The following is a 25,635-nucleotide window of genomic DNA, read 5'->3' on the forward strand; positions in this document are numbered from 1 at the left end:
TACTCCTTTGAAATTATGCATTGCGAAACTTACCACCAATAGCCTTTAATGTTTCGCAATCAAAATCACAATATTCAACAAATAGCGTATGAGAGGAGTATTTTTTTCTTATTATGATGCATGACGCATAATCAAGGAGTTAGCATTATTACAAGGGTATATTCCCAAAAAGAAGCACCATCTTAATATCGATATCTGCTCTCTTAAGCCTTTCTTAAGTTTCACCCCTTAATGTTAATCATAACGGTAATGATTAGGGGAAAGCGATGAACACAAATGACCTCAACACCCATGCCAATTTACTTATTATTGATAAGCAACATGCTTACCGACAAGACGTAGAGCAATACGTTTCCACACGTTATAACGATGCCTTTAATGCAAAGATTGTCGAATTCATGCCAACCTTTATGGCTATTTATGATGATCGGCAAGTGCTGCTTTCTGTTTGTGGATTTCGCGTTGCAAACCAAGAATCCCTCTTTCTTGAGCAATATCTGTCTCAGCCTGCTGATGAATTAATGACTACAGCGTTTGATCAGAAGATCGACCGCAGCAAGCTCATCGAATTTGGGCAACTGGCATCTTTTTCACACGGTATGTCACCCCTGCATTTTATGCTGATGACCCAAAAACTCGTCGATAGTGGCTTTGAATGGTGTATTTTTACGGCGACCGATCCTCTCTACGTCATGATGTGCCGCCTTGGTTTACAGCTGCATGTGTTATCGGATGCAAATCCAGATGTCATACCTGACGCTGAATCAACATGGGGCACGTATTACCACCACCAACCACGAGTTTCTGTCGTGAATTTACCCTTAGGGCTAAAACAATTAACAGCACGATTCTCACGTATGAACGCAATCAAACAATACCGTGAGGAAAGACGCTAATGGGCACTATTCTCGAGCACAATACCCAGCATGAAAGTGTGCTAACCGCCCTACAAAAATGGGCAACACAATGCCCGACAAAACTGGCTGTAATTGGTGAGCAAAACAGCAGTCTAACATTCAGTGAATTATGGCAAGCTGTACAGCACGCAAAGCATGCATTAATGGCATTACAAGCAGAACGCATCGCCTTAAAAGCAAATAACAGCATTAACTGGGCAATTATCGATCTAGCAGCAATAGCGGCAAACATTGTATTAGTACCTGTACCCATGTTCTTTTCCACCAGTCAGGTGACTCACCTACTAGACACCGCCAATGTAGATACGTTAATAGGCAATTGGGAAGAAACTACAGATACGGTTGGCTATATAACAGCGCTACCGGTGTACCACCGAGCAACACATAATAAGCAACCACAGTTACCAGCAGGTACGGCAAAAGTCACTTTTACATCAGGCTCTACCGGTCAGCCTAAAGGTGTCTGCCTGAGTATGACGCATTTAGATAAAGTGGCTCAAACACTGGCTAATGAGTTGATTCTTTCATCATGCCCAGACAAGCACTTAGTGCTACTACCCCTATCCACCTTACTTGAAAATATAGCAGGATTATATGTACCGATAATACTTGGCATTTCAACCACTATCCTTTCTGGACATCACCTAGGATTAACCGGTTCAAGCCAATTTAATCCTTCGCTGTTTATTCAGGCATTACAAAACCACCAGCCACAAAGCCTTGTGTTAACACCGCAATTATTGATGGCATTAACTGACATTGTTCAAACGGCACCTGAAGCCGTTTCTCATACTATTCAGTCATTAAAATTTGTTGCTGTGGGAGGCGCACGTGTCTCACCTCAACTATTAAGTAAAGCGCATGCTGCAGGTATTCCAGCTTATGAAGGTTATGGATTATCTGAATGTGGTTCAGTTGTTAGTTTAAATCGCCCTGACGTTAATGTTCTAACCCATCAAAAGATCAGCAGTAAAGCCCATCCTCAACGTAACAACTTGCAAGGCAGCAGCGGACGTATATTACCTCACTGCCATGTCACATTTTCTGATGATGGCGAAGTATTAGTTTCTGGCTCAACCATGCTTGGCTATATCGGCGCTTCTACGCAACCCACATTGATCGCAACAGGAGATCTAGGTTACTTAGATGAAGACGGTTTCTTGCACATTACTGGGCGTAAGAAAAACGTTCTAATCACCAGCTATGGTCGTAACATTTCACCAGAATGGATTGAATCAGAAGCACACGCTTATACCGGGCTGCAACAAATGGTTGTATTGGGTGATGGGCAAGTATCGCTCACTGCCATTATTGCCATCCAAAACTCAAATCACTCATCTGTACAACAGAATCGAAAGCAAAGCTTAAAACAAATAGAAGAATCGATTACGCAATTAAATACTTTATTACCTGATTACGCACGTATTGGCTCCATTATTGTTTCTCGTCCATTTAATCAATTACCCGCGTTGATAACCAGCAACGGACGCCCACGTCGAGATGCCTTTCTGCACTATTTTCAACCAGAACTTAGCAAGCTAGATAGCACAAAAAGTGACAATGTAACAATGTAACAATCATTTCAATACCTAAGGATCACACCATGACTACAGTAATACCGTTCTTTGAACAGTTACAACAACACACTAAAGGCGCACAACAAACCATGCGAAACGCGCCCGTTTTTACTGCATGCGCTAAGGGTGAAATGAGCCTTGATGCTTATATCTGCTTTCTTACACAGGCTTACCATCATGTGAAACATACCGTTCCACTGCTAATGGCTTGTGGCTCGCGATTACCCGAACACTACGAATGGCTACGCCAAGCAATCGGCGAATATATCGAAGAAGAAAAAGGCCATCACGAATGGATATTAAATGACATTCAAACATGTGGTGGTAATACCAAAGATGTACGTGCGAATACCCATCAAGGTAAAGTCGGTGCCGATATCGAATTGATGGTCGCTTATCTGTATCACCAGATTGATCGTTGTAACCCAATGGCCTTCTTTGGCATGGTATGGGTGCTGGAAGGCACAAGTGTGAGTGAAGGTGGGCAAGTCGCCACGGCAATTCAAACAACGCTGAAGTTACCCGATAGTGCAATGAGCTACTTAAAATCACACAGTGAATTAGATCAAGAACACATCAAAATGTTTGAAGGCCTGATGAATCAGATCACCGACCCCGACGATCAGCAAGCCATTATCGACGGTGCAAACATGGTGTATCAACTATACGGTCAGATGCTGCATAGCTTACCCATTACTCAATCACTTTCAACGTCAACCGCTGCTGCCTGAATCTCACGAAAAACACGTACAGCCTCATTCCAACGAAAAGAAAAGGAGCAACTGATGGATTTAAAACGAAAACGTATTCTACTCACTGGTGCAACAGGTGGTATCGGGTCCGCCTTAGCGATTCGATTAGCCAAGCAGGGAGCATATTTAATTCTTGTTGGAAGAAAACAAACAAAGCTTGATGCACTCAAAAATAGCCTTGAAAGCGCAAGTGAACATCTTTGCATCAGGGCTGACTTGGCAACTGATGGTATAGAAACCATCAACACAGCTTGTTTAAATTGGAAAAATCAGGGCATCTGTATTGATATCGTGATCAACAATGCAGGCACCAATACGTTTGCTTATCTCGCGCAGCAAACTGCGGTCGACATTACACGAGAAACGCAACTAAATATGCTGGCACCTATTTTGTTAAGTCAACATGCCCTTTCTTGGCTTAAACGTCCGAGCATCATATTAAATATAGGGTCAACATTTAGTGCCATTGGCTACCCCGGATACAGTACGTACTGTGCAACAAAAGCCGCCATTCACCGCTTTAGTGAGGCGTTGCAACGCGAGCTTACCGGCACAGGTATTCAGGTGTTGTACCTTGCCCCGCGCGCAACAGATACCAAGCTGAATGATCAACGGGTTACAGAACTCAATACATTACTCGGTAATAAAACAGACAGCCCTGAATATGTTGCCAGTAAAATTATTTCCACATTGAAGGCTGAGACAAAATACCGCTGGCTTGGCTGGCCTGAAAAATTATTTGTTCGTCTAAACCAATTATTACCCAGTGTGGTGTCGTCATCTATTCGTAAACAACATACGCGTATCACCGAGCTTGCCAGTAAATCATTATAAAAGCAGTACCTATTCACCAGAATTTCGACGCTAAGGAGTGCACAATGAAACGAAATAAACAACAATCACTTAGTCAAGTACCTAACCAAAGTGATCAAAAAAGATCCAGAAGTGCTTGATGGTTCAGCATTTACCCGTTTAGGTTCACTATACTACAAGGTACTAAGCTGGCCGATTGGCAGATAAAGGACGACAGCAAGAGATTACAAATAAATTAAAGGAACTGCAGTAAATATGCGTATTTTACTCGTCGAAGATGATGTGATGTTAGGGAAATCCATGGTGACGTCGTTAAGTCGCCATGGCTATACCGTAGACTGGTTACAGCAAGGTAATGGTGTAGAGGTAAACCTAAATACTGAAACTTTTATGGCGATTATTTTAGATCTCACACTACCCGATACTGATGGTTTAGAAGTACTCCGCCGAGTACGAAAAGCGGGACACTCCCTACCCATCTTAATTTTAACGGCACGTGATGAAATCGATGATCGTGTAAAGGGACTTGATGGCGGTGCAGACGATTACCTTGTTAAACCTTTTGCACTTGAAGAGTTATTGGCTAGGCTTCGTGTATTAATCAGACGTGTTTCTGGGCATACCGACACACAGCTAGAAATTGGTGATTTATCTATTTCACTCAAAACCAATGACGTACATTATCAAGGTAACCCGGTAAAACTCACTAAAAATGAATTTAAAATCTTAGCCACCTTAGTAACACAATCAGGACGCGTACTCAGTAAAGAAAGCCTTCAACAAGTACTTCATGGTTGGGATGATCTGGCAAGTGACAATGCCATCGAAGTACATATTCATAATTTAAGGAAAAAGATTGGTGGTCAGCTAATCAAAAATATCCGCGGAGTGGGCTATATTATTGAACGCTAATATTTTAAGTGATAAAAAGTCATCAAACCCAGATCTTTTTTCCATCAAAAGACGACTAACCCTTACAACAATAACGGTTGCGTCTGCATTGGTACTACTGTCGTGGATTTTAACCTTCTACGAAACCCGACATGAAATTGATGAAGTCTATGATGCACGTCTTGGGCAATCTGCGAAAATTCTAGCCTTAAGCATGCCCCATATGCTGCAAGAACCTGCAGATATACGCACAAAAGCCTATTCTGATTGGTATCACGATATTCAAATATACGCCGACGACGATGATACCGTCACAACCTTTGGTCATCCTTACGAACAAAATTTGATGTTTCAATTTTTCACCCCGACAGAAGTCATACTCAAATCACCAGGGGCACCAGCAACATTAATCGGCGACGTAAACCAACCAGGGTTTAGTTTCGTTACTATAAACAATGAAGAATGGCGTCGCTTTCAAATTCAATTACCCCCTCAGCCCAATATCGACCAAGCTGCCTTTTTAGTCACCGCAGAAAGACAAGCGATTCGCTCTGAGTTAATCAATGAAATAGCCATCTCTACCGGATTACCTCAGTTAGTGTTGATCCCTATTCTTGCACTAACAATTATCTTTTTAGTGAACAAGTTTCTTCAGCCTATCGATGACCTTCGTAAAGCTATCGCTCAACGCAACATCAATAAACTCGATAGTATTCACGTACCACAGCCAACAGTTGAGTTAGCACCACTGGTTAATCAGCTTAACTACTTACTCGCTGAATTAGATAAGGCATGGCAACGTGAACGTCGGCTGACTCGCACCGCTGCACATGAATTAAAAACCCCTCTTGCGGTGCTTAGATTAAATGCCGAAAATGCCCTAAAGAGCTCAAATAAAAATGAATTAAGAAACGACTTAACAAATATTTTACATGGCATCGATCGCACAGATCGCCTGATCCAACAACTACTGATACTTTCTAAAGTGGAAGCAGAACAAGCCTTTCATCCTGAGTCCATAGAGGTAATGGCATGTCTACGTGATGTTATCGCCTCACTTGCACCGATTGCTTTAAAGCAGAAGCAAGAATTATCACTCGATGGGCCCGATATCGTTATGACGCAAGGCAACGCCATGCTACTGAGTATCTTGTTTAGCAATATTATCGATAATGCCATCCGTTATTCTGGCACTCATTCATCAATTGAAATTACCGTAACCTGTAAACACAACAGTAAGGTGTTAGCGCCCGACATGATCGAAGTTATTGTTCATGACAATGGCACTGCGATTCAACATGACGTTCGAGACAAGATTTTTGAGAAATTTTTTCGAGGTAACACAGAGCGAGGCGATGGCGCTGGTTTAGGCATGTCTATTGTGGCAGATATTGCCACAATGCATGGCGGTAATGTCATGTTACTGCCCCAACGGATCAGCAAGGCAATGCATTCTTAATATCATTACCTTGTGACCTCAATTAGCCAAGCATAAGACAATAATACGTTTATTCTGGCATTGCAGAAGAATGGTGGCTGGTAATTAACCATTCAGTGCCATCCCAACGATACGTATAAGTATAACGTCCACTAACAGTCGCACCTGTTTTCGCAAAGGTAAACGTATAAAGACCAGCATCTACCGCAGTATTACACCCCAACTCAATGGTACGTAAATCAATACTCCCTGATGGGCGATCTTCAAGAAAGTGATCGAAATAGTCTTCTTTCTCGTTCGCGGTATAACGTGCCCTATTAGACACTGTCGGTAAAAGCACAGAGCGCACAGCATAGTTAGCAACAACATTTTTGGAGTTGCCTGTTCGCAACGAGTTATTCCAACGATCAAATAAGGATTCGATTTCAGCTTCAGACACCACTTTGCAGCTTTCAGTGTACATTTTAGGAGGGCTGGGTTGATCAGAAGAGCAACCAACAAGAGCAGTAGTCACAAACAACACGCTAGGTAATACAATTTTCATAAACGTTCCAACGACTAATAAGTGAGAATACAAACGTCTAGATCAGTATATGAACGATTCTGGCTCTTAGTCGGAATATTTACCCGTCGATTAATGAGACATACCGAGGTTTTACCATTAAAAATATTACTGAAATCCAAATAAACAGCTTTTTATTTGCGATTTCAACTTAAAAAGACCAAATATTAGTCAGTTAGAATTATAGCGCTTTACATCGACATCAGTATTCATTATTATCTTTCGCACTCAGGAGAGATGGCTGAGTGGTCGAAAGCACCGGTCTTGAAAACCGGCAAGGGTTTATAGCCCTTCTAGGGTTCAAATCCCTATCTCTCCGCCATATTGGTATTTAGGCGTAAGCGTGAATACAAACAGAATAAAGTGTGCCGACTTAGCTCAGTAGGTAGAGCAACTGACTTGTAATCAGTAGGTCACCAGTTCGACTCCGGTAGTCGGCACCATTTATTTTGCGTGCATCGTATAATGGCTATTACCTCAGCCTTCCAAGCTGATGATGCGGGTTCGATTCCCGCTGCACGCTCCATACAATTCCCTCTTAGTTCAGTTGGTAGAACGCCGGACTGTTAATCCGTATGTCACTGGTTCAAGTCCAGTAGAGGGAGCCATACAACAAAAAAGCCGCTCAATGAGCGGCTTTTTTGTGTCCGTTAGTTAGGGTACGATTCTCATTTATTTAAACTACACAGCCCCTCCATTCCTGCTTCAATCAAACTAAAGCATCATGACTTGCGCAACCAAAAGAATAGAACCAAATACAAGTAAAAAGCCAACGATGGGAAGTACGAATTTAACCCATTTGTTAAATGGAATATCGAGCATTTGCAGAGTGACTAAAACTAATCCCGTAGGCGCTAAAAATAGCATTGAATATTGCCCCCAGTTATAGGCTGATACTACAATATCACGAGGTATCATCACTGTATCTGCGAGTGGTGCCATGATTGGCATAGCTAAAACAGCAAGCCCAGATGAAGATGGAACAACTAATCCAAGGAAGAAAAAGACAATCATTTGAGAAACAGCAAATACACTACCATGCATACCCGATACAAGATCAGATGCATAGGCTAATATTGTATCTGAAACCATTCCTTGCTCAAGAACAATATTTACACCACGCGCCATTCCAATAATTAATGATACTGCGACTAACTCAGACGCTCCTTTGGTAAAAGCTTCAACAGCTTCTTTTTCTTTTAGCCCTGAAATGAAGATTATTATTATAGCAATAGTTAAGAAAGATGCCGCCATCTGAGGAAACCACCATCCCCCCATAGAAACACCCCAGATCATTAGTGGGAATGCGATTGCAAATAAAGCAAGAATCACTTTACGGCGTGTTGTGAAAGGTACATTACCTGAGAGGTTGTCACTTTTTAAAAATCGAGCTTTAAATGATTCTCGATCTTCATAGGTATAAGAAAATGAAGGATCAGCTTTAATTTTTTGACAGTACCAATACAAATAACCGATAACCACAGTAGTTCCAACGACAAGCCCAAAGGCCCTAACACCCAACCCTTCAGTAAAAGATATGCCAGCCGCATTAGATGCGATAACAACAGAAAATGGGTTGATGGTTGAAAAAGCTGTACCAATGGATGCTGCAAGGAATATTGCGCCTACGCAAACAATAGAGTCAAACCCTAGCGCTAGAAAAATAGGAACAAGAATCGGGTAAAACGCGACAGCTTCTTCTTCCAAACCACAAGTGGTTCCACCCAATGCCATAACGATACAAACTAAAGCAACAAATAGAAATTCTCGTCCTTTCGTTTTTTCAGATAAACTTATTAAACCTGCATCAAATGCCCCTGTTTTATTTATTACTCCGATCATGCCACCCAATATCAAAATAAAAACAATAATATCTGCACCTTCAATTGTGCCTTCAACTATTGAAACAGCAACATCCAACAACCCTTTTGGCGATTGTTCAACTTGTTGATAAGTATCTGGTATTGCTATTGGCTTTCGTATTACACCGTTAACAAATTGTTCAATATCGATATTGATATTAAGCTTTTTTAACTCATCTTGAGTTGCTGCTACTGTTGTTACATTCCCTGATGGGCTAGCTATCTGTAACGTATTATCATTTTCGCTATACGCTAATTTTGAATATGATCCAGCAGGAACAATCCATGTAAGACCAATGGCAACTAACATAATTACAAACAAGATTGTGAATGCGGTTGGGAATTGAAATGTTCTCTTTGACTCTTTAATAATATCCATTTTATAACCACTACGTTATTTACATATAAGAAAACTACCTACTTAATAGCCACAAAGTATTATGTAACCAAATGTAAAAACGCTATACCTATCACAAAAAAACAAATGCAATAAGTTGGATATTAAAAAGTAGAGAAACACTCACTGTAACAAGACAAGCACAGTGAAGAACCCTATGAATAATTAAGCTCTAAATGAGGTTATGGTAAGTAGATGTTTGTACTAAGGAGAATTGAGTACCAATAAGTAAACATCTTTCGGGTATAATTTGTTATGTATTTGCGTGTTGCTTATTAATTTTGAGCCAAAACGATTCTTGGCAATGGTTTATAAATGTCTTTCTTTTAGGCTGCACTAACGTATTCTCTAATTCTGAAATCACTTCGTACGAAATCCAGCACTCTGGGCACGCCTGTTCATTGGCTTCAAAAAGCTCAGATTCAATGCAATGTTTTATAATCACGCCATTTGAAAATCTAAATAACGACTCTGTACAATCAACCTCGATACCTTGATCTTTATAAGATGTATCAACCGACTCATGGCTAACGAGTTCTAATTCAGTGATTTCACCTTTTGTGGCGGCAATATAAGTGTAAAGATCGTTCATACGATGTATCTCTTTTATGACAAAGACTAGACATTAAATGGATACATAATACAACTTAGCACCATTTAAACTATCGACAAATGCTAACGATTAATCGGCATTATGGACTCTTGTACATCAAACGTTTCTCCAACTCTTTCAATGTCATAATACATAATTCCAATCTCTTCATTCCTTTCATAACAAGGGTTGGCGTGATCAAAGCCGTAGCACGTAGCAGGGCAAACAACTTGGTTAACCCCCTCTTTTACCAGCACCTTGAAGAAAGAGTGTGCATGCCCACTAATAACGGAAAGAGTATGATGATGTATCGCTCTTACTACTGCAGCTTTGTTTTCTATTCCTATTTGAGTGAACCACTCTGTACCAACATCAACCACTGGATGATGTACAACAACGATTGAGGGTGTTTTTCGTGACCATTTCTTCAGCAAACTAAGATCTTTGTTTGAAACTCGACCCGATCCAAGCGGCATATTGGTTAAAGGCGTTTGACTTGAATCGACAAAGATCAACCGACAACCATTCGCCAGTTTTACCGTTTTCTTAACCATAATACGACTGCCGCTAAATACAGCTTTCATCATTTGCGAATCATCGTGATTACCAGCAATAGCATATATTTCACTGTTCGAGACATGAGTCTCTATGATTTCTCTGAAATGCTCATAAACATCCACTGAAGGGTTACAAACCAAGTCCCCCGTTAGCAGTAAAATAGCACCATCGCCATTGCCCTCTATATGCTGTAAAGCACAGACTAGGTTGGCGTTAGCCTCTGTATTACCAACTTGAAGGTGACAATCGCTTACTTGATATATTTTCATTTCACTCAATCATCAACGTTATTATATATTTAAGAAATTTGCATGACAAATAACACACAACAAAGTGTAACAGTAAACCAATGATTAAAAAGGGAAATAGCAGCTTAATCATTACTTACTCATCGTTAATCATAATTCGCTAAATACTTGATATCACCATCTCTTACAAATAAAGCACCTTAATGATGTATTACTTGCCTCTACCACTCGACATCTTGAAGGTAAACTCTGTATAATCCGTGACCCTAATCACACTAATACGTCTCTTACTTTCGCAGTACTTATCCTGAGCTCGTTTATTTATAAACAGTAAGTCAGATAATTAACCTGTTAGTAAACAGCTAGGACACTCTTTTGATCTCGACCGCAAATATCACAATGCAATTTGGCCCTGAGCCATTGTTTGAAAACATTTCTGCCAAATTTGGTAACGGCAACCGCTACGGTTTAATCGGCGCTAACGGTTGTGGTAAATCCACATTTATGAAAATTCTCAGCGGTGAATTAGCACCAACTTCTGGCAATGTGTCAATTTCTCCAGGTCAGAAAGTTGGCACACTAAGCCAAGATCAATTTGCGTTCGAAGAATACAGTGTTATCGACACCGTGATTATGGGCGATGCTAAGCTTTGGGAAATAAAGCAAGAACGTGAGCGCATTTATTCGCTGCCAGAAATGAGCGAAGAAGATGGTATGAAAGTGGGTGAGCTTGAAAGTGAATTCGCAGAGATGGACGGCTACAGTGCTGAAAGTCGTGCGGGTGACATTTTGCTAGAAGCAGGTATTGAAGAAGAATTCCACTTCGGTTCAATGCAGCAGGTTGCCCCTGGCCGAAAATTGCGTGTGCTACTTGCACAATCATTATTCTCTAACCCTGATATCTTGTTACTGGATGAACCAACCAACAACTTGGATATCCACACCATTAACTGGTTGGCTGGTGAACTTAACAAGCGTAAGTGCACCATGATCATCATCTCGCACGACAGACACTTCTTAAACACTGTTTGTACGCATATGGCAGATATTGATTACGGCGAACTGCGCATCTACCCTGGTAACTATGAATATTTCATGGAAGCTGCGGCACTAATCCAAGAGCAATTACTTGCAGGTAATGCGAAGAAAAGTGCTGAAATGGTAGAGTTACAAGACTTCGTTAACCGCTTTGGTGCTAATGCATCTAAAGCAAAACAAGCTAGTTCTCGCGCGAAGAAATTAGACAAGATCAAACTTGATGACGTTAAATCATCAAGCCGCATGACACCATCGCTAAAATTCCAAGATGGTAAAAAAATGCATCGCCAAGCATTAATCCTTGAAGATGTTGGTCACGGTTTTGATGGCGAAGTGTTATTTGAAGGTGGCGACCTTATTCTTGAAGCTGGTGCTAAACTTGCGGTTATCGGTGAAAATGGCGTGGGTAAATCAACCTTTTTACGCTGTTTAGTAAATGAGCTACAACAAAATGAAGGTGTAATTAAGTGGTCTGAAAATGCCACTGTTGGTTACTGCCCACAAGATAGCTCTGCATATTTCGATAACGATCTTAGCCTATTTGATTGGATTTCTCAGTACCGTACTGAGAAGCACAATGACCTTATGATTCGCGGTATGTTAGGTCGCCTTCTGTTTACTGAAGATGACGCAAACAAAAAAGCACGCAGCTGTTCAGGTGGTGAAAAGAACCGTTTGTTATTTGGTATGTTAATGCTGATGGAAACTAACGTGTTAATCATGGATGAACCAACTAACCACATGGATATGGAAGCGATTGAAGCATTAAACAACGCATTAAAAGTGTACCAAGGTACGCTTATTTTCGTTAGCCACGACCGTGAATTCGTTTCATCACTGGCTACACGCATTATCGACATTAAAGATAATAAAATGATTAACTTCCAAGGTACGTTCAACGAGTACCTATCAAATTAAAGCATAATCAGACACAAAAAAGTCGCATAGTGTAATAAAAGAAATAAAGCTGATCGCATAATAACTCGTCAGAGTTCACTATGAGATTGGCTTTTTTTGTTTATTTTTAACAAGAAATAGCGATACTATCGCTCATATAATCTATGCATATCTAGGCAATAACATGACGCTTCCAATACTGTATTCTTTACGACGATGCCCTTATGCGATGCGAGCAAGAATAGGAATACTATTGGCAAAGCAGCCTGTTATGTTACGTGATATTGTGATGAAGAATATTCCTGCCGAAATGATTGCAGTATCACCTAAAGCAACAGTCCCGGTTTTAGTGCTTGCCGATTCGACCGTCATTGATGAAAGTCTTGATATAATGCTTTGGGCATTGCAGCAAAGCGATCCGAGTGATCTACTTGTTAAAGAAAGTACTGATGCTCTACCTACCATGCTTAACCTTATTCACCGCAACGACAATGAGTTTGTCGAGTCGTTAGAAAAATATAAAGTCGCAGCGCGTTATCATGATATTGCAGAGGTGTTTTATCGCAACCAATGCGAGATGTTCATTACCGATCTTGAAGAACGCTTAGCGACCGATGAATTCTTGATGGGTGATAAACCGTGTTTAGCTGACTACGCACTTTTACCTTTTGTACGCCAGTTTTCCCGCGTTGATCGAAAGTGGTATCTACACTCCCCCTATACAAACATTCAACGCTGGCTGAATACACATTATCAAAACCCACTATTTTCTAAAGCAATGAAAAAATACCCTCGATGGCTAGATAACCATGAGTCTGTTTTAATTGGTGTCGACGAAACGAAGAAACCTTTATAGACGATTAGTCATTAAGTAGTAATCACAATAATCATCAGAGCCTTGAGTCGCAATAACAAAACCTTTTGACGTATAGAATTTTAGCGCCATGTCATTTTTGCTCATGCATTTCAACGTTAGCGGTTTGTCGCTTAAATTTTTGGCGGTTTCTAACAGTTGTGTACCCACACCGATTCTGCTGGCACGCTCTGACACATAAAGGTGATGGATGAAATTGTCAGGCTCCCACACAGAGATAAACCCTAAAACATCATCCCCCTCGAGTGCTACGTGAATACGTTCTTCTTCTGTATCTTGATCAAAATCTAATAACTGGTATGGACTGGTCTCTAGCCAGGTAAAAGTAGATTTTCTTGATTCAAGATAGATGCTTCGCAAAGCATTTCGGTATTGTTCAGAAAATGTTTTAATTTCCATATAGATCCTTCAACATTTAATACTACTCTGAATAGATAAATGCTTACATTAACCACCCTGTTCGAAACGATACACCGACTAATACAAACAAGATTGAGAGTATAGTCACGGGAATAATATGCAGCGCCATATCAACAAGGTTTTCTTCTGATAATTTAGGGATCACTCGAAATCTCGCATCTAGTGCAAACATTACAGTTAGCGCAAGTAAACTTAATTTTGCGACAATTCCATGAGCTAACGGATTAGAGAAATCAAACCACAACGACACATCAGGCACTAAGTGATACGCGAGCATTAGCCCACTAATTACCTGAATAATAAGCGCAGGCATTCCTATTTTTTCATATGCCTCTTCAAATTTAAGTAACTCTTGAGGCGACCGATTTTTTAAAACGCTCGGTAAAATAACGCAGGATAAAACGATATGTCCGCCAGTCCAAACAGTGGCAGACAAGATATGAACCGCCAATAGAAAACCATACATTGTTGATACTTCCTTTTATGTGCTAACAGCCTTTATTCAACGATCTTTATCCTACATCTATTCACAGCACCGTATCTGAATACACTACTGAGATACACACAATAACAATCGTCTTAAAACTCATGCTGATGTTTGCAGCAATAAACATGTATAATTAATATATCATTTGATTGAGATGTATGACATCTAAAATGTGTAAACACTGTTTTTTATCAAAAGGTAAGAATATTGAACAAATGGATGCTGTAAGGCTAACTAAGAAAGAACAAAATTGACGAGTGTAGCGACAGGTAAAATTGAATATTCAATTACCACTTTTGCAGAGTTGTCACCACTGTAACTCACTTTATAATACTCACTTCAACTTTTAGAGAAGTCACCGTTAGTATGAGTAAGAAACCCGACAGAATTACCGCTATGCAACAAATCATTGATGCCGTCAAAAAGGAGTTTCCATTATATGACTCCGATACTTTTGTGTGTGGTGTAGATAATAGCTGTATCGGATGCCCTAAAAAACTCATGGAACTGGTAGATACAGACCTCACCTACTGGCAACACGCTATAGACCGAGGTATATCCCCTAGTTTTGATGAGCTATATAGCTTTGGAAAACTCTGCAAAAATGTGCGACGTGGTTTAGTTCGAAACAACAGAATCAAGGCTTAGTGATTAACGTTTTACCAATGGTTATGCAGCATCGTATGCTACCGCTGTAATCCAGCTGCTCAAATTCTTACTATAGCGAGTTATAAAATCTATTTGAATTTTAAAGTCATTTATTCTTTCTAAATCATAGCCACCACCAACATAAAGTTGGCTTGTTGATGGTTTTACTTTTGAATGGATAAGGATATCACTCGCATGGCTGTAACTATTGTAGAAGTTTTTAGCGACTTTTAAGAAGGTAGCATCCTCTTCGTTTAAACCTAGCGCTTCTTTGTTTTTTATTACTAAATTTAATGCTTTATCTGCTCGTGCATTGGATGTTTTTTTCTTAAACTCATCATAAAAGTTAAATACATGTTTGCCATTAGCTATCTGAATTTGAACATCAGTCTTTAACAAGGTTGCCATACATAATGATTCATAAGAAATTCGCATTGAATTCCCTGCGGGTGCAATATGTCCGGTAGATAATAGCTGAACGGCTGTAACTGCAGATTCTACAGCTAAATAAAGATACCTTGAAACAAGATTTGTTCGATGTGAATCTTCTTTTACACAGTCTGAATCATTAAGAAGAGAAAATGCTTCTGAAAAGATATTAGATAAATTACCTAACTCAAACCTAAAGTCATCAGTAAACTGATTTCTGGCTTTTGTATCATCTTTCGTTAATAACTCAAATATTTCGGAACTTTTCAACGTCCCCTCCCAGCCACTTAAGTACTTGTAGCCGATATTTTCAAAGACCATATCATTATTAACAACAACACTTTATGATTTACCTTTATAATCTTTAAAGAACAAGAGACTAAGATGAGTTGGATAGTTTTAACCTGTTTTGCCGCTTTTTGTCAGGCGTGGCGAAATGCCTTTCAGAGTAAATTGAGCAAGCAGTTAAATGTTGTCGGTGTTACCCTCTCTCGTTTTCTTTTGGCAAGTCCATTGGCTTTGTTATATCTATATAGCCTTTATCAATGGCAACCTACAGACCTACCCAGCTTCTCTGCTAAATCTTGGGGATTCATTATTAGTGCAGCTGTCATGCAAATTGTAGCAACAGCACTGATGGTTGTTCTATTTAAGCAAAAAAACTTTGCTGTCGGGGCTGGATTAGCAAAATGTGAGGCTCCTGTAGCGGCATTTCTCGGTGTTTTGTTCTTTGGTACAACATTAACCTATTGGGGCTGGCTTGGTGTCGCAGTTGGTGCTATCGCAGTATTAATTTTAAGCTCGCCAGATAAGATTAGAAATATATCCCTCAAAACCCTCGCCATTGGGCTTGCATGCAGTACTGCATTCGCTCTTACATCACTATGGATTAGAGAAGCAAGTCTGAGCTTATCGTTATCTTTCCCTCATAGCGCGGCATGGGTTTTATTCTTAGTTATCTTTATTCAAACACTAATACTGACTAGTTACTTATGCATACGAGATAGAGAAACACTTGGGCTAATGGTAAAACAAAGAAAACTTGTAACGATGACCAGTATTGCCAGTTTCTTCGGTTCATTAGGCTGGTTCAGTGCAATGTCATTGCAAACGGTTCCTTATGTGAAAACGTTAGGTCAGATTGAAATTTTCTTTATGATGGTCATCTCTGCCTTTTGGCTAAAAGAACAGACCCGTCGAAAAGACATATTTGCATTATTGCTTGTTGCAGTTGCTGCTACTTTGGTGATATTTCAGTAAGAATACTGGATAAGTAAATAGTCAGATAATTGCGCAGAGAAAATTGATAATAACAAGGCAGCAGACGATAGCATCGCCCGACTGCCTTTGCTTGTTTACTTGAATTTTACTTACTGCTTGCAACGACAATATCAGCTTTGGTTGAGCCTATAAGTTCAAGTAGTTCTTGAGACTCTGTTGCCGGAACCTTATGCTTTGTAAGCACCTCTTTGAAAAGTACAACCATGCGATCCCACTCAGACTCAGTGATGTTCAAATTCGCATGCGCTTCTTTCATTCCTTTTCCTTGGTACTCGCAAGGGCCACCAGTCACACTACAAACCATAGACGTTACACGATATTTCAAATATACAGCTGGCACATGTGCCCTTGTGGCTTGAACTGCTGGATTTTTATTAAGGAAAGTATCAGGCACTACGACATCTATAAAGTCACTGACAACTACAGATATCGGCGCTAGCCCTCCCAATCGGCTATATAGCGAAGATGGCTCTGATTTAGTATTGCTTTCAGCAGAAACTGTACCAATTGACAAAAATGATGTTAAAACAAAGATAAGCACTGCTTTTAGATTATCCACACTCTTAATCATAACTATTTCCTCGTGACCAAATTTATAACAGAGTCAAAAAGATCATAGTTCACGTTATGGTTTATTTCAGTGCGTTCAATAAAATTAAGACTCAACGTCTAAGAAATATAACATTAAATTAATGATAATAAATACGATTAATATCAGTATATTAAAACAAAATCACTTTTAAACTAATGTCTATTTATAGGTGATAGCTTTTATACATACCAGTCACAATAAGTTGCACCACATTGAACCAATCAAGCGAAAAAAAGCTAATATTCAGGGTAACTCTATAGGGGTAAATTTCAAAACAATTGACTTGAATCATTTTAATAACAAGTGCCCAACGTTATGTTGATAATTGGTTAACGGTTAATCGGAGAGGTATTCGTATGGAATTAATACAAGACACAAGGTGTTACACAGATGTTTGTGTAAATGGGAAATGGTTTCACCACGATCACTGTACTACTACTGCCTACATGCTAAAAGGTGGAGCTTCATCCAATATTGAACTCGCTAAAATGCCAACAACAGAAAGTGAGCTAGTCGCTCTATTAACTAAAATATTATAATGACAATAGAGCCGCAGATTGCGGCCTAGTTTCCCCATATTCATATCAATACTGCCCTATTCAACGACGCTGACACGAAGTACACCCTCGACAAGCTGAACGGGAGTGAGGATCTAGACGGCTTCGTTGTACTTTACAATACGCACTTTTAAGAGCTCGACGGGCTGAAAACCAATCATCTGGCTTTTCAAGTAACAAATACCCGTTAAAGCGTTTCACTAACACTGTACGGTATTCATTAATAAATCGGCTATCAAAGCCTATATCAAAATACTCTAACGCTTGTTCTATTGAAGTAAAACTAGCGATAATTTGTTTAATATCAGTTTGGGCCATAATCTAGAATAATCGGAATATTTCCGTCAGTTTAGGAGAATGCAGATATTCAATCATTGATATAAGACGTATTTCGCTCAATTTAGCCTCCTCTATCTCACTTTATTCAAAACAAAATAGAAGAGACAAAACATAAGCTATGTTTAAGATTCTTTCGCCACAGGTGCAGTTGCATCTGTAACTTCAGACAACGTATTTACTTGGTTTTCCAGTTCTTTTGTTGTCTTCTGACTCATAAATTCTTTGTATAAAGCTGCTTTATCAGTCGGGTCAATCACAGTGTTAGTTTCAACCATGTTATTGAACAACTTCTCACTTTCCATTTTAGGCATGGTTACCAATGCACACACCTGATCAATACCAGAAATTTGCACTACTGCGATCTGCTCTACTTGGCTTTTTTGCAAAGACACGCTTGTGATCTGTTTCGCTATTTGTTCAAACGACGTACCTGTTGTAGATACACCTGCCGCTGAATCCATCTTCTGGTATGTTTTTTCTAATACGTTAGCTTTCAAATCCATATTCTGAGCCAATGTATTACGTGTTAGAGACACGACGTGATTACGGTCAACCGAGAAATTTCCAGATGCTGTAACACAGTTCGAAGCAGCAAAACCATTTGCGGATGATGGATTAAACACCCACGCAGGCATTGCCTGTGAGCTATTTTCTGACGGTATATTGGTCTCTGGCTGTTGAGTAACCTGAGCTGACTCTGTTGCACAACCTGTTAAAAGCACGGCTAGAACCGCAGCTGATAGTATTTTTTTATTCATTATGTGCCCTTATTAAATCATTGTATAAGTTTGATGCTGCTGATAGCTCTGCATTACTTTATTTACTTTTTTCAAATAATTACGTGTTTCTTTATACGGTAGATTTGCAAGTAAATGTTTATAAACCTGCTCTGAACTCATTGTATTTATTTTCTTCACGGCTGCTCTTACACTTCTTTCACCAAATGCTTTCGCAACATTGCCAGAACCCGTGTTATAAGCTGCGATAATGGCATATATCGCACTCTGTGAATTCTCGATACCGCGTAAATAACGACTTTCCAATATTTTCAGATAAGCCGTTCCCGTTTCAATATTAATTTTAGGGTTATAAAGCTCATTCTCTTTCATTGGCTTATCTTTACCACGGTAAAGTTTATTAACATCATGCCCTGCTGTAGTCGGCACAATTTGCATCAAACCATAAGCAGGTACATGTGATTTTGCTTTCGGGTTAAAGTGCGATTCAGTGTGCATAATTGCTAATACTAGCGGAGCAGGTAATTCACGTTTTTCACTTTCTGCATAAATATAAGGCATGTAATTCTGAGCGCGCTTTGAAACAGCGGTACTTGGGATCTTGGTTTTATATTCGACAATTTGCGCAGAAGAACGCTGGAATTTCACTGCAGATTGATTAAAGTTTTGCTCAAGTTTAGCCAATCGTTTCGCTTCATTCGCCTTCATGATCTGCTTTTGATCTTCTAGCAATTCCGCTTTTCGTTTTTCAGCTAACAATTGCTGTGAGTCTTGATTAACAAATATATCAAGCTGACTCATTTGCCGATCTGTCTGCGCTTTTATTTCTTGTTTAACCTTAGCCAGTTCTTTTTGATCTAATTCTATATCTTTAACTTCAACCTCTTGCGGGGTCGCCTTTACAGGTTCGGTAATGCCGACATCTTGCCAAAGTTGATTATTTTTTTCTATTACTTGATTAATGATTACCAATTCAGCAGCTGTTTGCTGTGATGCTTTTGAGGTCGCTGTCTCTGATTTCGGCAGTTTATAATTAATTGTAATTTCGCCGTTTTCGAGATCAATAACCGTGCGCGATGCATTCTTCGTATCGTAAACAACAATCACATCTTGCGAATCGGTTTTGGCATCTCCCCAATCATTTAAAGCGTCTTCCTTTTGCTTATCCCACTCTTGCAAATAAGCCATTTGCCACTGATTAAATTCTTTAATATGGCTGGCATACCACTGAGTAAACTCTTCTGTATGGTCGGCCGTTAATTGCCCTACTTCTTGATCCAATTCAGCAAAAGGATCATTAGCATGAACATTACCCATTAAAAAAACATTGATAGCGACAGCCAATACACCATGTCTAAATTTCATAAATAGGGATTTCCTTATAGAGAGACTAGAAATATGACGATAAATCACCAGCAGAATCTTGTTCTTGCTCTGCTATCATATCTTCAAGTTGTATTAAGAGTTGTTGGCACGCAGAACTTTGGCACTGTTTAGCAATTGATATACTCAGTGATAGGTCAATATCTTTCTGCCATTGCGCTAGCCACAATTTGATGCTGTCATTCTTCACCGCTGCGACATCAACATAATGCTCGAAATATGCTTGTGCTTTCTTTATGTCTTGTTGACTGAGTAGCAACGTCACGAGTCCCGCCCCATCCATCGCGATAGCAGGCTGTTTCATTACGTAAGGTAGCATCTGTTTTAGCGCATCATATTTCTTGATCGTGTAATACGCGACGGCATAACTTAATGCCGTTGTTTTCAAGTTCGTTGCTTTACCATTATCGGTAAGTGTGGCGGAGCAAGTGGCAGAGGTACGGCTTACATCAAAATAGCGAATATCAGCTAATTCGTACTTCAAGTTGCTAAGAGGCCAGCTAGAAAAACGTTCGTTTATCACACCTTTTTCAATCAACTTATCTTCGTATTCTGCTCGTAACGGTAAACTCAACCCCTTTCTGCATAGAGCCTTTATCTGGTTTGTTGATAACTCCGAGGTTCTTACGGCATCTACCGTATAACTCGATGAATGCCCTTGTACCGTATAGGTGGTACCAGCAAACTCCCAAATTACCACCTCATTTGCCATTACTGGCAGGCTAAATGCGCCTGCCAACAATAATGCTCTGTAATTACAGATCATTAACATTACTTACCTGACCTGATGGGCCTTGAGTATTATTACCACTATCAGTCAAGCCACCCGTAGTTCCTACTTTGTGGTCTGTTCCCGCAGTTTTACCTTCACGTACTCGTTGCTTGTTTTCTGCTGCTGCTTCCTTTGCGGCAGATTCAAGTGATGGCGCATAAACCGCAACAGCAAGCATCCAGTCACCGTCACTACTCTTGAACGTTTTAACCGACACACCCGGTGGCACTTTACCTGCCGCAAATGACTTGTAAGACTCGGCATGTTTCATGTTATTCATGAAAGTATGCTTATCTTCAGCCAATGCAGTTGCATCTGCCGGATCGATACTATCTTCTGGGTAAGAGAACTGTTCGTTCTTCTCTAGCTGGTTTTCGCTAAAGCCCCCCTCCCAGTACACTTCTTCACCCTGCATCACAGAGATCAAACCGTTACGTGCTTTTGCCTGCGCCTGAGACTTGGACATCGACACTAACTTACGCTTAACGCTTTTGTTCTTGTTATCACGAATGATAGATGAGCCAAAACCAAGCACAAATGATTCGCCACTATCAGGGTTCGTGATAACTTTAGCCCCAACAGGCGGCATTACACCCGACTGCAAATCTGCAATAATTTGCTTAAAAATAGCATTGGGTTCAGTTGTTTGCGTTAAAGCACCGACTTTACGCTTAGTCTGCTCTCGTGTCTTTGGTGTAGAGATCAAGCTAACACGAACTAATTTCTCAGCAGGATCATCATATACATCAAACGTAACATAACCAGCCAAAGCACCTTTTACTGACTCAGCACAATTATCGCTTGTCATGGCTGTGGTGTTAGCTACGCTGTCTGTAGCGGTATCAATGGCATCCATTGTTTCATTAATAGCGGTTGCGCACATGTTGCTCATGCCTTCCATGTTTTCGACCAATTGCTTTTTCGCAATCTGGAAGGCTTTCATGTATGCGGCACGTTTTGAAAGTAAGGTTGCATTACGGTTTTCGTACGTTTCATAACTACCAGAGCCGGTTGATAAGATTCCGACGCCAGAACTCACCGCAATCATTTTTACGCCATCACCCTCGTCTTCTATTAAGCTTTGATGAGCGACCAAGACTGCCGCTTTCGGATCATCTGCAATAATAAGACCATCTACTTCTTTTACAGCTGTTGTATCAACAGCTTGAGATTCTTCCGCTGAGGCGGTTGCAGGAACTAGATCATTAAGATCAAAATCAACGCCTGCATGAGCAGCACTAAAGGTTGTTGCTAGCACTAATGCCAACAATGTTTTCTTAAACATGGTAAATCCTATTTTTAAAGTACGTTGATCTGATATTCATTCATAACGTTAAGCTTTGAGGTGTATTTAGGCTGATGAATTCGCAGTGTGGGTTCAATGTATTGAGCAAGATCATTAGCATTATTTAACGACCGTAACTGAACCACGACTTTGTCAGATTTTTTCGTCATTTTGATATCTGACACACCATTAATTGCACTGAGCAAGGTAAATAACTGCCCTTGCTGACCTGCAGCACGTTTAGAGAAAATGATTTCTCTAACTGGCCCACCACGCATTGCCATTTTTTGTGCAGAATCATGCAGCTTAAACTTAATCGCTTGCTGGTTACTCTCGACAGCAAGGTGAACAGCTGCCAGTTGATTCAACATTCCAGCTTTATTAGGCAATGTCATGAATGTCGGATCATTTCGCCACGTACCGTATTGGTTACCAGCGCGATCGTGAACAACAGCAATGAGTTCAAGTTGAAGGCCTGACGGTGTCACTTTTTTGGTTTCTTTCACATCAATAATGATGCTTGATTGCGCAGGGGACTGTGATAAGTCAAACCCCATGTTTGCGAGAGCTTCAGTAAACGAGCTTTTCACCGCTGGCAATTGAGCATTGATATATACCAAGGGTTGTCCAAGACTTTTGATCAATTGAGCGACTTTATCTTCCATTTTCTGTCGCTCGACAGTGATATCCAAAGTGACCGCAAACAGTCCGTTATCTAGTTGTTTATTGGATATCTCATTCCAGCTTGAGATCATTCCTTGAGATTGCAACGATAACGATTGGCGAGTAACTTCTTCTAAATTAAAGTCATCACTGTTCGTGCTCGCCGACATATTGGAATAAGCCTGCTGCAAATAACCTGACTTCACCATTACACCGAGGGCTTGGCTAACTGCACGGCGAAAAGCGTCTTGCTCTGCTGCCTGACGCGCACTTAAGCCTGATTTGCTGTCACCTTTCCCTTCACCGATTACAACCAATGAGATAGTGGGTGAATTTGCCCAATCGATACCATCATCACCATTTGATAATTCTGATGTAGGAGGCTGAAGCCGAACCGTAACACAGGTATCATCACCTTGAATTTCTGGCAGATCAAAATCAGCACGAATATTACCTTGTGCAATGCCAGAAATAAGTAAATCACGCGTTTCTTGATTGAACTGCTCATCGAGTAAAAGAGAGTCATCTGTCGTTAATGAAAACGAGACCTCTCCCTGTAAAAATAGCCGAAGGTTATTTAAACCTTCAGCTTTAGCAGCCTCTATTGCTAGTGCCCCGCGTCCATACGCACAGCCTTGTTCTGAAAGAGCCAGCGTCAGCTGGCTCTTATCAAGTTCCAATGCGGAAGACGACAAGCATACAAATAAGGTACTTAGGGCAATGCCTTGAGTTAACCTTTTTGTGCCCATGTGCTTCGTTCCTTCATGAATTCCATTGGAATACCCACGCTAACAGCAAAGATGCGACGTTGGCGATCAGGACGGTAAATACCATCTTCTGCTTCATCTCTAACTTGATCAGCTAACTGGCTATTTTTCCAACGCACAATTTTACCTTGCGCACTCTGCTGGCTAGGGTTTACCGTTGCGACACCAATTGGCTCCACAAAACCAGCACTGTACTCAAATACCACCATCGTTTCATTCGGCAGTACACCGGCATTTTGGCCACGATCTAATGAAATACGATCACCTTTAATACCCATAACTTGTGCGGTGGCTGGCATTTCTTTCAGCAAACGCGTCAGCATAATATCAAAGCCACGGGAAGACATTTCATTCAACACGGCATCAACGTCTTTACCACTGGTGTAATTAAAACCACGGTAATAATCACCGTTAGCAATCACTGTGGTGTAACTTTCTTTATCGCGCACATCGAAATTGGATACACGGATCTTGCCGATATTTGGGTAACTCAGCTTTTCACGCGTGTATGGGTCTATTACACCCGTAGTCATTTCAATTGATGTTTGAAAAAGCGACTGTGTTGAACCAAACAGCATGTCACCCGTTTTTAATACATCCACTTTCATGATGTAATCGGTAGACAACTTACTACGGCTACCTGCTTTCTTAGCAACGTTAACTGCACCTTCATCTGCCAGAATTTCTTCCATTGCAGCATTCACAGACTGCGTATCACGCGTCAAAATTCGGAATCGGTTTACACCTGCAAACTGGTTTTCAAGCGTGTTTTCCAATGCTTTCGCCTGGAACTTACCAATATTAGAATGCATTGCATTAAAGACATCTGCAGATTGGCCTTTAAGCGTTGAGCTAACGTCGGTTTGCACATCACCAAAATAAAGACGGATAGTCTTTTTAGCTAATGGGCAGCGTTGATCTTTCTCATCCGCCTCATAAGAGCAAAACTGTAGCCCCTGCGTATTAAAATACGCTGGAACTTCAATATCTTCGTTCTTAAAATCATGAGCTGATTTGCCAATAATTAACGAAGAGTTACCAGCATTACTCTCTACAGCATAAGTTTGGTTACTCTTGTTACTCTGACACCCAACGAGAGCCACACTCACTGCCACTAAGCCAGCAATTTGAGATAACTTCATTATGATTTCACTTTCTCTTCTAGCACTTTATCTAGGTTCTCTAACTGTTCAATGGTATTTTTATCCATAGAAATTAGAGTGTTAGCATCATAAGCCAGCAAAGAACGTGCTTCTAATTCGTTGTAAGCTTCAACAACAGGCACTGTTTCTTTCTCTTCGCCTTCTTCTTTTGATTCGTTTGATGCAGCAGCAAGTAAGTTTCCTAGGCCAGCCATTCCTGATTCTTGTGCAATAACGACCGCATTTTGCGATGCAATAAAGGCAATTTCAGCTGCTTGCGTAGCAATATCTGTCGCTAACTTAACGTTCTTCTTGAAAATAGCGTCAGAAGCATTTTTGTATGCTTCAACTTGTGGGCGAATTTTCTTGCTTTCAGGTTTGCCTTCGTCGAATTCATTCATTGCAACAAGCAGCTCTTCATCAGACTTATCTGCATTTACTGCCAAGAATCCAGCAACATCGCCATGCTTAGAAGTTAAAGTACGGTAGTCGCCAAATACAGAACACTGACGTTCCTGAATTGAAACCATCATTTTAGATGCTTTATCAACTGCATAAGAAACAGCAGTGTAATCAGAACCTAATTCCGTACAGTTCTGCGTCAATGACTTGCTCATTTCTGCACGATCAACGGTTGCTGATTCCATACCAGGTATTGATGAACAACCAGCCAATACTGATACTACAAAACCGGCCATAACTGTTTTCTTAAGCATT

General features: G+C 40.3%; 27 protein-coding genes and 4 tRNA genes. 15 read left to right on the forward strand and 16 right to left on the reverse strand.

Features of this window, described 5'->3' with window-relative positions:
- The first annotated feature begins 266 nt into the window (after positions 1-266).
- The 6 genes from C9J48_RS00420 to C9J48_RS00445 all read left to right on the forward strand — a co-directional run bounded on the left by C9J48_RS00420 (position 267) and on the right by C9J48_RS00445 (position 6,409).
- A complete protein-coding gene (locus C9J48_RS00420) occupies positions 267-896 on the forward strand; it encodes a thermostable hemolysin (RefSeq protein ID WP_006231677.1) in 630 nt (209 codons plus the stop codon).
- Positions 896-2,491, forward strand: coding sequence for an AMP-binding protein (locus tag C9J48_RS00425; RefSeq protein ID WP_006231676.1), 1,596 nt, complete (start codon positions 896-898; stop codon positions 2,489-2,491). The genes C9J48_RS00420 and C9J48_RS00425 overlap by 1 nt, the downstream gene beginning before the upstream one ends.
- Positions 2,492-2,520: 29 nt before the next feature.
- Positions 2,521-3,225 carry an iron-containing redox enzyme family protein gene (locus C9J48_RS00430; RefSeq protein WP_006231675.1) on the forward strand — a complete coding sequence of 235 codons (705 nt, stop codon included), beginning with the start codon at positions 2,521-2,523 and terminating at the stop codon, positions 3,223-3,225.
- 54 nt (positions 3,226-3,279) lie between these two features.
- Complete coding sequence (locus tag C9J48_RS00435; protein ID WP_006231674.1) at positions 3,280-4,080, forward strand: SDR family oxidoreductase; 801 nt, start codon at positions 3,280-3,282, stop codon at positions 4,078-4,080.
- Positions 4,081-4,314: 234 nt separating this feature from the next.
- The gene (locus C9J48_RS00440; protein ID WP_006231673.1) at positions 4,315-4,971 is read left to right on the forward strand and encodes a response regulator; all 657 of its coding nucleotides are present in this window, start codon (positions 4,315-4,317) and stop codon (positions 4,969-4,971) included.
- Entirely contained in the window at positions 4,961-6,409 is a 1,449-nt protein-coding gene (locus C9J48_RS00445) for an ATP-binding protein (RefSeq protein ID WP_006231672.1), read from the forward strand. Before C9J48_RS00440 ends, C9J48_RS00445 begins: the two co-directional genes overlap by 11 nt.
- Before the next feature lie 49 nt (positions 6,410-6,458).
- On the opposite strand, the gene C9J48_RS00450 is transcribed toward C9J48_RS00445, so the two are convergent.
- On the reverse strand, positions 6,459-6,932 hold the full coding sequence (locus C9J48_RS00450; RefSeq protein WP_006231671.1) for a nuclear transport factor 2 family protein: 474 nt from the start codon (positions 6,930-6,932) through the stop codon (positions 6,459-6,461).
- A 249-nt stretch (positions 6,933-7,181) separates the two neighbouring features.
- On the opposite strand from C9J48_RS00450, the gene C9J48_RS00455 reads away from it, so the two are divergent.
- From C9J48_RS00455 to C9J48_RS00470, 4 genes are all read left to right on the forward strand, one after another.
- A tRNA-Ser gene (locus C9J48_RS00455) sits at positions 7,182-7,272 on the forward strand.
- A 45-nt stretch (positions 7,273-7,317) separates the two neighbouring features.
- Positions 7,318-7,393, forward strand: a tRNA-Thr gene (locus C9J48_RS00460).
- A gap of 8 nt (positions 7,394-7,401) precedes the next feature.
- A tRNA-Gly gene (locus C9J48_RS00465) sits at positions 7,402-7,476 on the forward strand.
- 6 nt (positions 7,477-7,482) lie between these two features.
- Positions 7,483-7,558, forward strand: a tRNA-Asn gene (locus tag C9J48_RS00470).
- Positions 7,559-7,664: 106 nt separating this feature from the next.
- Here C9J48_RS00470 and C9J48_RS00475 read toward each other — a convergent pair.
- From C9J48_RS00475 to C9J48_RS00485, 3 genes are all read right to left on the reverse strand, one after another.
- Complete coding sequence (locus C9J48_RS00475; protein ID WP_006231670.1) at positions 7,665-9,191, reverse strand: YfcC family protein; 1,527 nt, start codon at positions 9,189-9,191, stop codon at positions 7,665-7,667.
- Between the two features lie 271 nt (positions 9,192-9,462).
- Positions 9,463-9,801, reverse strand: coding sequence for a hypothetical protein (locus C9J48_RS00480; protein ID WP_006231669.1), 339 nt, complete (start codon positions 9,799-9,801; stop codon positions 9,463-9,465).
- Between the two features lie 83 nt (positions 9,802-9,884).
- Complete coding sequence (locus C9J48_RS00485) at positions 9,885-10,628, reverse strand: metallophosphoesterase family protein (protein WP_006231668.1); 744 nt, start codon at positions 10,626-10,628, stop codon at positions 9,885-9,887.
- A 354-nt stretch (positions 10,629-10,982) separates the two neighbouring features.
- Here C9J48_RS00485 and C9J48_RS00490 point away from each other — a divergent pair, with 354 nt between their 5' ends.
- Positions 10,983-12,563, forward strand: a complete 1,581-nt coding sequence (locus tag C9J48_RS00490) for an ABC-F family ATPase (RefSeq protein WP_081450107.1) — start codon at positions 10,983-10,985, stop codon at positions 12,561-12,563.
- Positions 12,564-12,726: 163 nt separating this feature from the next.
- Positions 12,727-13,398: a glutathione S-transferase gene (locus tag C9J48_RS00495; protein ID WP_036803372.1), complete on the forward strand. Its 672-nt coding sequence runs from the start codon at positions 12,727-12,729 to the stop codon at positions 13,396-13,398.
- Here the strand turns inward: C9J48_RS00495 and C9J48_RS00500 are convergent.
- Complete coding sequence (locus tag C9J48_RS00500; protein WP_006231665.1) at positions 13,393-13,815, reverse strand: GNAT family N-acetyltransferase; 423 nt, start codon at positions 13,813-13,815, stop codon at positions 13,393-13,395. The genes C9J48_RS00495 and C9J48_RS00500 overlap by 6 nt on opposite strands.
- 43 nt (positions 13,816-13,858) lie before the next feature.
- Positions 13,859-14,302: a CopD family protein gene (locus C9J48_RS00505; RefSeq protein WP_006231664.1), complete on the reverse strand. Its 444-nt coding sequence runs from the start codon at positions 14,300-14,302 to the stop codon at positions 13,859-13,861.
- Between the two features lie 387 nt (positions 14,303-14,689).
- Here C9J48_RS00505 and C9J48_RS28125 point away from each other — a divergent pair, with 387 nt between their 5' ends.
- Positions 14,690-14,971: a hypothetical protein gene (locus tag C9J48_RS28125; protein ID WP_006231663.1), complete on the forward strand. Its 282-nt coding sequence runs from the start codon at positions 14,690-14,692 to the stop codon at positions 14,969-14,971.
- Between the two features lie 21 nt (positions 14,972-14,992).
- Here C9J48_RS28125 and C9J48_RS00515 read toward each other — a convergent pair whose 3' ends face one another.
- Positions 14,993-15,670 carry a hypothetical protein gene (locus C9J48_RS00515; RefSeq protein WP_036803627.1) on the reverse strand — a complete coding sequence of 226 codons (678 nt, stop codon included), beginning with the start codon at positions 15,668-15,670 and terminating at the stop codon, positions 14,993-14,995.
- 114 nt (positions 15,671-15,784) lie between these two features.
- Between C9J48_RS00515 and C9J48_RS00520 the strand changes: the two genes are divergently transcribed.
- Positions 15,785-16,660, forward strand: a complete 876-nt coding sequence (locus C9J48_RS00520; protein WP_006231661.1) for an EamA family transporter — start codon at positions 15,785-15,787, stop codon at positions 16,658-16,660.
- A gap of 106 nt (positions 16,661-16,766) precedes the next feature.
- Here the strand turns inward: C9J48_RS00520 and C9J48_RS00525 are convergent, their stop codons facing one another.
- Complete coding sequence (locus tag C9J48_RS00525; protein ID WP_006231660.1) at positions 16,767-17,252, reverse strand: group I truncated hemoglobin; 486 nt, start codon at positions 17,250-17,252, stop codon at positions 16,767-16,769.
- 377 nt (positions 17,253-17,629) lie between these two features.
- Here C9J48_RS00525 and C9J48_RS00530 point away from each other — a divergent pair, with 377 nt between their 5' ends.
- Positions 17,630-17,812: a hypothetical protein gene (locus tag C9J48_RS00530; protein WP_006231659.1), complete on the forward strand. Its 183-nt coding sequence runs from the start codon at positions 17,630-17,632 to the stop codon at positions 17,810-17,812.
- Between the two features lie 60 nt (positions 17,813-17,872).
- Here C9J48_RS00530 and C9J48_RS00535 read toward each other — a convergent pair whose 3' ends face one another.
- The 8 genes from C9J48_RS00535 to C9J48_RS00570 form a co-directional block, all read right to left on the reverse strand.
- Positions 17,873-18,148 carry a nitrogenase-stabilizing/protective protein NifW gene (locus C9J48_RS00535; RefSeq protein ID WP_006231658.1) on the reverse strand — a complete coding sequence of 92 codons (276 nt, stop codon included), beginning with the start codon at positions 18,146-18,148 and terminating at the stop codon, positions 17,873-17,875.
- Positions 18,149-18,291: 143 nt separating this feature from the next.
- A complete protein-coding gene (locus tag C9J48_RS00540) occupies positions 18,292-18,927 on the reverse strand; it encodes a hypothetical protein (protein WP_006231657.1) in 636 nt (211 codons plus the stop codon).
- Positions 18,928-18,939: 12 nt separating this feature from the next.
- Positions 18,940-20,271, reverse strand: a complete 1,332-nt coding sequence (locus C9J48_RS00545; protein WP_006231656.1) for a transglycosylase SLT domain-containing protein — start codon at positions 20,269-20,271, stop codon at positions 18,940-18,942.
- Positions 20,272-20,296: 25 nt separating this feature from the next.
- A complete protein-coding gene (locus C9J48_RS00550) occupies positions 20,297-21,055 on the reverse strand; it encodes a hypothetical protein (RefSeq protein WP_006231655.1) in 759 nt (252 codons plus the stop codon).
- Entirely contained in the window at positions 21,045-22,346 is a 1,302-nt protein-coding gene (locus tag C9J48_RS00555) for a hypothetical protein (RefSeq protein WP_006231654.1), read from the reverse strand. Before C9J48_RS00555 ends, C9J48_RS00550 begins: the two co-directional genes overlap by 11 nt.
- Positions 22,347-22,360: 14 nt before the next feature.
- Positions 22,361-23,758: a hypothetical protein gene (locus C9J48_RS00560; protein WP_006231653.1), complete on the reverse strand. Its 1,398-nt coding sequence runs from the start codon at positions 23,756-23,758 to the stop codon at positions 22,361-22,363.
- Positions 23,740-24,918, reverse strand: a complete 1,179-nt coding sequence (locus C9J48_RS00565; RefSeq protein WP_006231652.1) for a hypothetical protein — start codon at positions 24,916-24,918, stop codon at positions 23,740-23,742. Before C9J48_RS00565 ends, C9J48_RS00560 begins: the two co-directional genes overlap by 19 nt.
- Positions 24,918-25,634, reverse strand: a complete 717-nt coding sequence (locus C9J48_RS00570) for a hypothetical protein (RefSeq protein ID WP_006231651.1) — start codon at positions 25,632-25,634, stop codon at positions 24,918-24,920. Before C9J48_RS00570 ends, C9J48_RS00565 begins: the two co-directional genes overlap by 1 nt.
- Position 25,635: the final 1 nt, after the last annotated feature.

Origin of the sequence: Photobacterium profundum, from assembly GCF_003026285.1 — a bacterium.
GTDB classification, from domain to species: domain Bacteria; phylum Pseudomonadota; class Gammaproteobacteria; order Enterobacterales; family Vibrionaceae; genus Photobacterium; species Photobacterium profundum.